This window comes from Metabacillus sp. 22489 (assembly GCF_052044855.1).
Classification (GTDB): domain Bacteria; phylum Bacillota; class Bacilli; order Bacillales; family Bacillaceae; genus Metabacillus; species Metabacillus niabensis.
Genome location: NZ_JBQENT010000023.1, coordinates 65,636 through 76,895, shown reverse-complemented (window position 1 = coordinate 76,895; position 11,260 = coordinate 65,636). Strand labels below are relative to the sequence as shown.

Genomic DNA, 11,260 nt, shown 5'->3' with positions numbered 1-11,260 from the left:
AGACCAAATAAAAGTGCTCATAAAGCAATAGCGAAAATTAGAAAAGCAAGTAAGAAGTCATATTGGGTAGTAGATGTTGATATACAAGGTTACTTTGATAATATCAACCAAGACAAACTCATGAAACTCATAGAGATGAGAATAAATGATAAAAGAGTTCTAAGCCTCATTCGTAAATGGTTGAAAGCTGGAATCATGGAAGATGGCCATTTCCGTGACTCCGCCACTGGCGTGCCGCAAGGCGGTGTCATTTCGCCGTTATTATCAAACATCTATTTAAATGTAATGGACACCCTTTGGATGAAAAAGTTCTCCCACTTAGGGGAACTGATTCGTTATGCTGATGATTATGTATTAATGTGCAAAACCAAGAAGCAGGCACTTGAAAGTATTGAAGTAATAAAAGGTATTATGCATAAACTTGACCTCACATTAAGTGCTGAAAAGTCTAGATTGGTCAATATCTGGGATGATTCTGATGGCTTTGATTTTCTAGGGTTACATCATAGGAAATTTCTTGTGATGAATAAAGGTGGCTTTAAAATCTATGTCATGTCACATATTCCAACAAAGAAAGCAATGAAGAATATGAGATATAAAATTAAAGATTACACGGGGAAAAGAAATAAACTTTATCTAGATATAACTGAAATGATAAAAGGATTAAATAGGAAACTCCAAGGATTCAAGAATTACTATCTCATTTCACCAATCGCCAAAAGATGGCTAAATCGAATTGATTGGTATGTAATCGAAAGATTAACATTGTTTTGGAACAAGAAACGAAATACACGACACAAGCATAGTAAAATGGGTCAAGTAATTAAAATGGCCCAACACAAACTTGTGAAATTAGCTAAGTAAGAGAAGTACGTAAAGCCAAAGAAGAAGAACATCGGAAAGCCGTATGAGGGAAAACCTCACGTACGGAATTGATGAGGGGAAGCAGGAAAAGAAATAGCCCTCCTGTCTGGCTTAGTAAGGTGGAACACCCTGAAAACCGAGGACAAGAAGGCAATATCTAATTCCTGTTTTCTACTCTACAATAAAAACCGATAGGTTGATAGTGAAGCGTAGAGACAAAGTATACTTACTAGCCTGAGGCTTGGGAGAAACAAGAAGGTCGTAGTAAGCGCAGAGAGAGAAAACCGGAATGTGCGTTCTTCGAGCACATGAGGATTTGAACGAACAAGCTTCCGAAGAGATTCGCTTGCTTATCGCAAGCCGAAATCCGAACACGGAAGTTAAGCTCTCTGCGCCGATGGTAGTTGGGGGACTCCCCCTGTGAGAGTAGGACGTTGCCAGGTAAGATGGAAAAGGATCAGTAGAAATACTGGTCTTTTTTTGTGTTTAAATAAAAACCGATAGGTTGATAGTGAAGCGTAGAGACAAAGTGTACTTACTAGCCTGAGGTTTGGGAGAAGCAAGAAGGTCGTAGGAAGCGCAGAGAGAGAAAACCGGAATGTGCGTTCAAAGAGGAAAAACTAAGTATTAAAGAATGGGTGATCTGTGCTCTGTTTTTATATCCTCGATATTTTTTGAAACTTCTTTTTATTGTGACTGATATAAAAAGTATAGTAGAAAACTTATTATGTACGTTTGAATTTTTGAATATGTAATTGTTTTACGGCTATTCTAATAATAATTATGCATATTATACTTCTTCGAAAAGAATTTTATCTCCCCCATTGTAACGATTAAAAAATTTTAGTAAAATAAAACCTAATTTACTTTACGGGAATAATATGAGGAGGAATTTTGTGCTTCAAAACAGCATCACAATGGTTCTCATCATTTTAATTATAAATATTGTATATGTTTCGTTCTTTACAATCAGAATGATATTAACATTAAAGGGTCAACGGTATTTGGCTGCTTTTATTAGCATGTTTGAAGTAGTAATTTATGTCGTCGGTCTTGGGTTAGTTTTAGATAATCTAAATGAAATACAAAACTTAATTGCATATGCGGTAGGGTATGGTATCGGTGTTATTGTTGGAATGAAAATCGAAGAAAAATTAGCGCTTGGATATATTACAGTTAATGTTATAAGTACAGAGAGTGAAAAGGACTTACCAAAGTTATTACGAGATAAGGGGTATGGGGTTACAAATTGGATGGCAAGTGGATTAGAGGGGAATCGTTTAGCGATGCAAATATTAACTCCAAGGAAGTATGAGTTAAAGCTCTATCAAAATATAAAGGAGCTTGATCCAAAGGCATTTATTATTGCATATGAGCCTAAGACAATTCATGGTGGATTTTGGGTGAAGGCTGTTCGAAAGGGGAAATTAAAGCATGACAACTAAGCCAAAAAAGCAAAAGTTTGTTGTTGAAGAGAATGAGACAATTGATGAATGTTTAGATAGAATGAAACGGGAAGGCTATTTTCCTGTGAGAAGAATGGAACAACCAATTTTCAAAGAAGAAATGATAAATAATGTCGTTGAAGCAGTGCCTTGTGGTAGAAAAATCGTTTTCGAAGGTAAATTGCTGTAAAATCCGAACATTAACATTACATTAAAATAAATCGTTCGATTTTAACATTGACATAGAACGTCTACATTGTTAAGATAAACTTGTAAATCAACCTCATATATAATTGGGAATATGGCCCAGAAGTTTCTACCCGATAACCGTAAATTGTCGGACTATGAGGGAAAGTGAACGTATAAACGAATCGGATCATATGATTATTTGGATTCCGGACTCGGTATACTGTCCTTTCTCTATATATGAGAAAGGTGTATATCGAGTCTTTTTCTGTTTAGATAAAGAATAAAGGTGGGGAAAAGATGAATCCACAAGTTGGAGTGATAATGGGGAGTACTTCAGACTGGGAAACGATGAAGCATGTATGTGAAATACTAGATGAACTTTGTGTTCCTTATGAAAAAAAGGTAGTATCTGCTCACCGAACGCCAGATTATATGTTTGAATATGCAGAGAGTGCTAGAAATAGAGGTTTAAAAGTTATTATTGCAGGTGCAGGTGGTGCAGCTCATTTACCTGGTATGGTCGCAGCAAAAACAACACTACCAGTTATTGGTGTCCCTGTACAATCTAAAGCACTAAATGGAATGGATTCTCTATTATCTATTGTTCAAATGCCAGGAGGAGTTCCAGTTGCTACTGTTGCGATTGGGAAGGCTGGGGCAACAAATGCTGGTTTATTAGCTGCAGAAATTTTATCAATTCAGAATGATGCATTAGCAGAAAGCTTAGATTCGAGAAGAGAAGAATTAAGATTAAAAGTTTTAGAGAGCAGTGATGAACTTGGATAATAAAACAATCTTGCCAGGTGGTACAATAGGAATTATCGGTGGAGGTCAGCTTGGGCGAATGATGGCAATTGCAGCTAGGCAGCTTGGATATAAAATTGCTGTTTTGGATCCTACGGAAAATTGCCCATGTGGTCAGCTTGCCGATATTGAAATTACTGCAAGCTATGATGATATAGAGGCGATAAAAAAACTAGCTGAAGTTAGCGATGTTATCACATATGAATTTGAGAATATCGATTATGATGCGCTTCGTTGGTTAGAGGAGCAGGCAAACCTTCCCCAAAAAAGCTCACTTTTACTTTTAACGCAAGATCGTGAAACGGAAAAGGAAGCAATCGTCCAAGCTGGATGTGAGGTTGCACCGTATCGGATAGTTCGAACTGAGGAGGAGCTACAAGCTGCTGTTAATGTTCTAGGTGTACCGTCTGTGTTAAAAACATGTAGAGGCGGGTACGATGGTAAGGGTCAATTCGTAATGCGCCAAGAAAGTGATTTTGAAGAAGCGAAGAGGCTTTTAACAAATGGTACTTGTATTTTAGAAAAGTGGGTTCCATTTGATAAGGAAATCTCAGTTATTGTTACTAGATCTGTAAATGGTGAAACAAAGACGTTTCCAGTTGCTGAAAATATCCATAAAGATAATATTCTTTATCAAAGTATCGTTCCAGCACGGATAAGTAAAGATATAGAGGTAAAGGCTGAGGAATTAGCTGTTAAGCTTGCAAATCATTTCGAGCTAGTTGGAACACTTGCTGTTGAAATGTTTTTAACTAAAGCTGGAGAAATTTTTATTAATGAATTAGCTCCACGACCACACAATTCAGGCCATTATACGATTGATTTTTGTGAAACGGACCAATTTGAACAGCATGTTCGAGCAGTTTGTAATTTACCATTAGGACAAACGACATTATTGCAAAGTGGATTGATGGTTAATATTCTTGGCGAAGATTTAGAGGTTGTTAATCACAATCTCTCACTCTTAACACATGGGAAGCTGCACCTATATGGTAAAAAAGAGCCGGTAACCAAACGAAAAATGGGCCATTTAAATCTATTTAGTAACAATATTGAGCAAGATATAGAAATGATAAACAAAATATGGGGTCAAAAAGAGAACGGAGGAAATAAGGAATGATAGAACGTTATACAAGACCAGAAATGGGCGCAATTTGGACGGAAGAAAATAAGTTTAAAGCATGGCTAGAGGTTGAAATTTTAGCATGTGAAGCATGGGCGGAGCTAGGTGTAATTCCTAAGGAAGATGTTGCACTTCTTCGAAAAAATGCAACATTTGATATCAACAGAATTAATGAAATTGAATTAGAAACTCGCCATGATGTTGTTGCCTTTACTCGCGCAGTATCTGAAACACTTGGTGAAGAGCGTAAATGGGTTCATTATGGGCTAACTTCAACAGATGTTGTTGATACTGCATTATCTTATTTACTTAAACAAGCGAATGACATCTTATTAAAAGATATCGAGAACTTTATTCAAATTTTAAAAGAAAAGGCTCAAGAGCATAAGTATACAGTAATGATGGGGCGTACACATGGTGTCCATGCAGAGCCGACTACGTTCGGATTAAAGCTTGCTTTATGGTATGAGGAAATGAAGCGTAATCTAGAGCGTTTCAAGCAGGCTGCTTCTGGAGTAGAGTACGGAAAAATCTCTGGGGCAGTTGGAACATATGCAAACATCGACCCTTTTGTTGAAAAGTATGTTTGTGAAAAATTAGGAACTAAGCCAGCGCCAATTTCAACACAGACACTACAACGTGATCGTCATGCAAATTACATGGCTGCGATTGCACTTGTCGCAACATCGATTGAAAAATTTGCAACGGAAATTCGCGGACTACAAAAAAGTGAAACTAGAGAAGTTGAGGAATCCTTCGCTAAAGGTCAAAAAGGATCGTCAGCAATGCCACATAAACGTAATCCAATCGGCTCTGAAAATATGACAGGACTTGCTCGTGTTATTCGTGGTTATATGATGACAGCATATGAAAATGTTTCACTTTGGCATGAAAGAGATATTTCTCATTCTTCAGCTGAACGAATTATCTTACCAGATGCAACAATTGCATTAAATTATATGTTAAATCGCTTTGGAAACATTGTGAAAAATCTAACGGTCTTCCCTGAAAACATGAAGCGTAATATGGACCGTACACAAGGATTAATCTATTCTCAACGTGTGTTATTAGCGCTTATTGATACTGGTATGACAAGAGAAGAAGCATATGACCTTGTTCAGCCAAAAGCGATGGAAGCATGGGAAAAACAAGTACCATTCCGTGGTCTCATTGAGGCAGAAGAAAAAATCACTTCACGTCTTTCACCTGAAACAATTGAGGATTGCTTCGACTACAATTATCACTTAAAAGGTGTCGACACAATCTTTGAACGATTAGGTTTGTAAAAAAAATAAAGGGAAGGGGTTTTAAATGTTTAAAACCCCTTGCTAATCTATGAACAAAAAATGTGGTTAGAAAATGTGACAAAGAATATCTTTAATATTCCCAATATTCTGTCAGGAGGGCTTACAGTTGAGCATAGAAAAGCTTGAACAATTATATGAAGGTAAAGCCAAACGAATTTATAAAACAAATGACCCAAATTTACTATTTGTAGCTTATAAAGATTCCGCAACGGCCTTTAATGGTGAGAAGAAGGAAGAGATTACTGGTAAGGGTCGATTAAACAACGAGATTTCAACATTAATCTTTGAGAAGCTAACAGCAAATGGAATCGAAAATCATTTTGTTAAACGACTTTCTGAAACAGAGCAGCTCGTAAAGAAGGTAACGATTATTCCGTTAGAAGTAGTTGTCAGAAATGTCGTTGCTGGAAGTCTTTCTAAACGAATTGGAATTGAAGAAGGAACAGAAATAAAGGAACCCCTGGTTGAATTTTATTATAAAGATGATGCGCTTGGTGACCCGCTTATTACAGAAGACCATATCGAGTTATTGCAAATTGCGACAAAGGACCAAGTAAGTACGCTTAAAACATTAGCAAGACAAGTAAATGAAGTACTTAAAGCACATTTTCTTTCATGTGATGTTCGCTTAATCGATTTTAAACTTGAATTTGGTTTAACAGATGAAGGCAATATCATATTAGCGGATGAGGTATCACCTGACACTTGTCGTTTATGGGATATTCATACAAATGAGAAGTTTGATAAGGATGTTTTCCGCAGAGGTATTGGTAGTTTAACAGATGCATATGAAGTGATTTTAACTAGACTAGGAGGACAAAAGGAATGTACAAAGTAAAAGTTTATGTCACGTTAAGAGAAAGTGTATTAGATCCACAAGGGAGCGCAGTAAAAAGCGCACTACACAGTATGGCGTATAACGAAGTTCAGGATGTCCGCATTGGGAAATATATGGAGTTAACAATCGAAAAATCAGACCGCGATTTAGATGAGGCTGTTCGTGAAATGTGTGAAAAGCTGCTTGCCAATACAGTTATTGAAGATTATAGATATGAGGTACAGGAGGTAGTCACAAAGTGAAATTCGCTGTGATCGTTTTCCCAGGATCGAACTGTGATGTAGATATGTATCATGCCATTAAAGATGAGCTCGGTGAAGAGGTTGAGTACGTTTGGCATGATGAGACTGATTTAAGTCGCTTTGACGGTATTTTATTACCAGGGGGCTTCTCTTATGGTGATTACTTACGCTCTGGCGCGATTGCACGTTTTTCAAATGTGATGCAAGAAGTGATTAAGGCTGCTGAAGCGGGAAAACCTGTTCTTGGTGTATGTAATGGATTCCAGATTTTATTAGAGGCTGGATTATTACCAGGTGCTATGAAACGAAATGAAAATTTAAAATTTATGTGCCGTCCAGTTAACTTAGTTGTTGCAAACAATGAAACAGCCTTTACTTCAGCTTACGAAAAAAACGAAGTAATTTCTGTCCCAATTGCGCACGGTGAAGGGAATTATTATTGTGATGAAGAAACACTTCAAACGCTTAAAGAAAACAATCAAATCGTGTTTACGTACGAAGAAAATCCAAATGGCAGCCTAGAGGATATTGCAGGAATTACAAATGAACGCGGAAATGTATTAGGGATGATGCCACATCCTGAGCGTGCTGTTGATTCATTGCTTGGAAGTGCTGACGGATTAAAATTATTTCAATCAATCGTAAAAAACTGGAGGGAATCTCATGTCACTACTGCTTGAACCAACGAACCAGATGATTAAAGATGAAAAAATCTATAGACAAATGGGTGTAAGTGATGACGAGTTTGCCCTTATAGAAAAAATCATTGGGCGCCTTCCGAACTATACGGAAATTGGTATTTTTTCTGTTATGTGGTCTGAGCATTGCAGCTATAAAAATTCAAAGCCTATCTTAAAGAAATTCCCAGTAACAGGCGAAAAGGTATTACAAGGTCCTGGTGAAGGGGCTGGGATTGTTGATATTGGAGATAACCAAGCGGTTGTTTTCAAAATTGAAAGTCATAACCATCCATCAGCAATTGAGCCATATCAAGGTGCTGCAACTGGTGTAGGTGGAATTATTCGTGACGTATTTTCAATGGGAGCAAGACCAATTGCAATTTTAAACTCACTACGCTTTGGTGAGCTAAAAACGCCACGTGTGAAATATTTATTTGAAGAGGTTGTTGCTGGAATTGCCGGTTATGGTAACTGTATCGGAATCCCGACGGTAGGTGGAGAAATTCAATTTGAAGATTCATATGAAGGAAATCCACTCGTTAACGCAATGTGTGTGGGGCTAATTAATCATGAAGATATTAAGAAGGGTCAAGCAAAAGGTGTTGGCAATACGGTTATGTATGTCGGCGCTAAAACAGGCCGCGATGGAATTCATGGGGCAACCTTTGCATCTGAGGAATTAACAGAGGATTCTGGTGAAAATCGTCCAGCGGTTCAGGTTGGAGATCCATTTATGGAAAAGCTATTGCTTGAAGCTTGTCTTGAAGTGGTAAAATGTGATGCTTTAGTTGGTATTCAAGATATGGGGGCAGCTGGATTAACAAGTTCTTCTGCAGAAATGGCAAGTAAAGCTGGATCGGGCATGGAAATGAATCTTGATTTAATTCCACAACGTGAAACAGGTATGACTCCATACGAAATGATGCTTTCTGAATCACAAGAAAGAATGCTACTTGTAGTAGAGCGTGGTAGAGAGCAAGAAATCATTGATTTATTTAAAAAGTATGATTTAGAAGCGGTAGCGGTTGGGAAAGTAACAGATGATAAAATGCTACGTCTTTTCCATAAGGGTGAAGTAGTTTGTGAGCTTCCTGTTGATGCTCTTGCAGAGGAAGCACCTGTTTATCATAAGCCATCAGCTGTACCTGCATACTATAAAGAGTTCCAAGCAATGGATGTTGCACCGCTTAAGGTAGATAACTATAAAGAAACACTTATCAATCTATTAAAGCAACCGACAATCGCAAGTAAAGAGTGGGTTTATGACCAATATGATTATATGGTTCGTACGAACACGGTTGTAGCACCTGGTTCTGACGCAGCAGTTGTGCGAATTCGTGATACGAAAAAGGCTTTAGCGATGACAACAGATTGTAACTCTCGCTACCTTTATTTAGACCCTGAAGTTGGCGGGAAAATTGCTGTAGCAGAGGCAGCACGTAACATCGTTTGCTCTGGTGGAGCACCATTAGCGATTACAGATAATTTAAACTTCGGTAATCCGGAAAAACCAGAAATCTTCTGGCAAATTGAAAAAGCTGCAGACGGTATTAGTGAAGCTTGCCGTGTATTAGAAACTCCAGTTATTGGAGGTAACGTATCACTTTACAATGAAACAAACGGTACAGCTATTTATCCAACTCCAGTTATCGGAATGGTTGGCTTAATTGAGGATACAGATTATATTACGACTCAAGACTTTAAAGAAGCTGGAGACTTAATCTACTTAGTAGGTGAAACAAAGCAAGAGTTTTGTGGAAGTGAGCTTCAAAAGCTACTTCATGGAAAAATCTTTGGTAAATCTCCAGAGCTAGATTTAGAGAATGAAAGAAACGTATTAGGACAAATTTCAAAAGCGATTCGTGCTAACACAGTTGCATCAGCACATGATGTATCAGAGGGTGGCGTTGCTGTTGCTTTAGCTGAACCATTGTTTGCTGGCAAAGGTTTAGGAGCAGAAGTAACACTTTCTGGTGATGCAACAACAGCATTATTTAGTGAATCTCAAACTCGATTTGTTCTTTCAGTGAAAGAAGAAAACCAACAAGCATTCGAGCAATTAGTTGATGCAGTATGTATCGGAGAAGTTACAAATACAGGGACGTTAATTGTGAAAAATGAAAACGGAGAATCACTTATCGATGCATCTGTTGAAGAGCTAAAGGATGCATGGAAAGGAGCTATCCCATGCTTGCTGAAATCAAGGGATTAAATGAAGAGTGTGGAGTCTTTGGAATTTGGGGACACCCTGAAGCGGCTCAAATTACTTATTATGGACTTCACAGTTTACAACATAGAGGGCAAGAAGGTGCTGGTATCGTCACTACTGACGGGGAAAAGCTGACTAGCATGAAGGGATTAGGTCTGATTAATGAAGTATTTAGTAACGGTAAACTAAATGAATTATCAGGTAAAGCAGCGATTGGGCATGTTCGTTATGCTACTGCTGGTGGAGGCGGATATGAAAACGTCCAGCCTCTCCATTTTAAATCACATAGTGGCAGCCTAGCACTTGCTCATAACGGAAACCTTGTCAACGCAAATCAGCTTAAGCATCAGCTAGAAGCTCAAGGCAGTATTTTTCAAACGACTTCCGATACTGAGGTGCTTGCTCATTTAATTAGAAGAAGTGGCTATAAAGATATGAAGGAAGCAGTGAAAAGTGCATTAACGGTTATTAAAGGTGCATATGCGTTCTTAATTATGACTGAAACAGAAATGATGGTTGCTTTAGACCCGAACGGACTACGTCCACTATCAATCGGTGTGTTAGGTGATGCTTATGTCATTGCTTCTGAAACATGTGCATTTGATGTAGTTGGTGCACGATATGAAAGAGATGTTCAGCCTGGTGAATTATTAATCATCAATGATGAAGGAATACGTTCCGAACGATTCTCAATGAACATCAATCGCTCAATCTGTAGCATGGAATATATTTATTTTTCTCGCCCTGATAGTAATATTGATGGGATTAATGTTCATACAGCTCGGAAAAACCTTGGCAAGCGATTAGCTGTCGAGTCTGAAGTGGATGCTGACGTTGTAACAGGTGTACCGGATTCTAGTATTTCAGCTGCGATCGGTTTTGCTGAGTTAACAGGTATTCCTTATGAACTAGGGTTAATTAAAAATCGCTATGTAGGACGCACGTTCATTCAGCCTTCACAATCGTTACGTGAGCAAGGCGTAAAAATGAAGCTTTCTGCTGTTCGTGGTGTTGTTGAAGGAAAACGTGTTGTCATGGTGGATGATTCCATTGTTCGTGGAACAACGAGTCGTCGGATTGTTACGATGTTACGTGAGGCAGGCGCGAAAGAGGTTCACGTACGGATTAGTTCCCCACCGATTGCCAATCCATGCTTTTACGGAATTGACACATCAACACATGAAGAATTAATTGCATCTAACCATTCCGTTGAAGAAATTCGTCAGCTTATTGGTGCTGATAGTCTCGCCTTTTTAAGTGTTGAAGGCTTGCTTGAAGGAATCGGCAGACCGTATGAAGGTGAATTCAAAGGACAATGCTTGGCTTGTTTTACAGGACGTTATCCAACAGAAATCTATCCAGATACTGTACTTCCGCATGAGAAGGCGTAGAAGAAATGCGGAAGCGGCTTGAACAGCTTCGACAAGCAAAAGAGATTGTGAATTGAAGGTGTACGTTACCTTCTATTTCTAATCGCTTATGACTCGAGGAGCTAGTCGCTAAAAGCTAGACACAAAAATTAAGAATAACCTTACCTTCTTAAAAGATAAGAAAAAAGT

12 protein-coding genes and 1 riboswitch are annotated in these 11,260 nt (G+C 38.2%); all 12 genes read left to right on the top strand.

Annotated features, from left to right (window positions below; genetic code table 11):
* Positions 1–864: reverse transcriptase domain-containing protein (locus tag ACTJJ9_RS14550; RefSeq protein ID WP_440768700.1), on the top strand; the 864-nt coding region annotated here is incomplete at its 5' end.
* 289 nt (positions 865–1,153) lie between these two features.
* Entirely contained in the window at positions 1,154–1,288 is a 135-nt protein-coding gene (locus ACTJJ9_RS14545) for a hypothetical protein (protein ID WP_255452053.1), read from the top strand.
* Between the two features lie 472 nt (positions 1,289–1,760).
* Complete coding sequence (locus ACTJJ9_RS14540; protein ID WP_145581939.1) at positions 1,761–2,309, top strand: DUF2179 domain-containing protein; 549 nt, start codon at positions 1,761–1,763, stop codon at positions 2,307–2,309.
* The gene (locus ACTJJ9_RS14535) at positions 2,299–2,499 is read left to right on the top strand and encodes an NETI motif-containing protein (RefSeq protein WP_095303141.1); all 201 of its coding nucleotides are present in this window, start codon (positions 2,299–2,301) and stop codon (positions 2,497–2,499) included. The genes ACTJJ9_RS14540 and ACTJJ9_RS14535 overlap by 11 nt, the downstream gene beginning before the upstream one ends.
* A gap of 73 nt (positions 2,500–2,572) precedes the next feature.
* Positions 2,573–2,674: riboswitch (purine riboswitch) on the top strand.
* 121 nt (positions 2,675–2,795) lie between these two features.
* Positions 2,796–3,284, top strand: a complete 489-nt coding sequence (gene purE, locus ACTJJ9_RS14530) for a 5-(carboxyamino)imidazole ribonucleotide mutase (protein ID WP_145581941.1) — start codon at positions 2,796–2,798, stop codon at positions 3,282–3,284.
* Positions 3,271–4,422 (top strand): 5-(carboxyamino)imidazole ribonucleotide synthase, encoded by a 1,152-nt coding sequence (purK, locus tag ACTJJ9_RS14525; protein ID WP_145581943.1) that lies wholly within the window; start codon positions 3,271–3,273, stop codon positions 4,420–4,422. The genes purE and purK overlap by 14 nt, the downstream gene beginning before the upstream one ends.
* Complete coding sequence (gene purB, locus ACTJJ9_RS14520) at positions 4,419–5,711, top strand: adenylosuccinate lyase (protein WP_095303138.1); 1,293 nt, start codon at positions 4,419–4,421, stop codon at positions 5,709–5,711. Before purK ends, purB begins: the two co-directional genes overlap by 4 nt.
* Positions 5,712–5,844: 133 nt before the next feature.
* Entirely contained in the window at positions 5,845–6,570 is a 726-nt protein-coding gene (gene purC / locus ACTJJ9_RS14515; protein ID WP_145582027.1) for a phosphoribosylaminoimidazolesuccinocarboxamide synthase, read from the top strand.
* A complete protein-coding gene (purS, locus tag ACTJJ9_RS14510) occupies positions 6,558–6,812 on the top strand; it encodes a phosphoribosylformylglycinamidine synthase subunit PurS (RefSeq protein ID WP_095303137.1) in 255 nt (84 codons plus the stop codon). Before purC ends, purS begins: the two co-directional genes overlap by 13 nt.
* Positions 6,809–7,492 carry a phosphoribosylformylglycinamidine synthase subunit PurQ gene (purQ, locus tag ACTJJ9_RS14505; protein WP_095303136.1) on the top strand — a complete coding sequence of 228 codons (684 nt, stop codon included), beginning with the start codon at positions 6,809–6,811 and terminating at the stop codon, positions 7,490–7,492. Before purS ends, purQ begins: the two co-directional genes overlap by 4 nt.
* A complete protein-coding gene (gene purL, locus ACTJJ9_RS14500; protein WP_145581945.1) occupies positions 7,476–9,704 on the top strand; it encodes a phosphoribosylformylglycinamidine synthase subunit PurL in 2,229 nt (742 codons plus the stop codon). The genes purQ and purL overlap by 17 nt, the downstream gene beginning before the upstream one ends.
* Entirely contained in the window at positions 9,680–11,092 is a 1,413-nt protein-coding gene (gene purF / locus ACTJJ9_RS14495) for an amidophosphoribosyltransferase (protein WP_095303134.1), read from the top strand. The genes purL and purF overlap by 25 nt, the downstream gene beginning before the upstream one ends.
* Positions 11,093–11,260 lie beyond the last annotated feature (168 nt).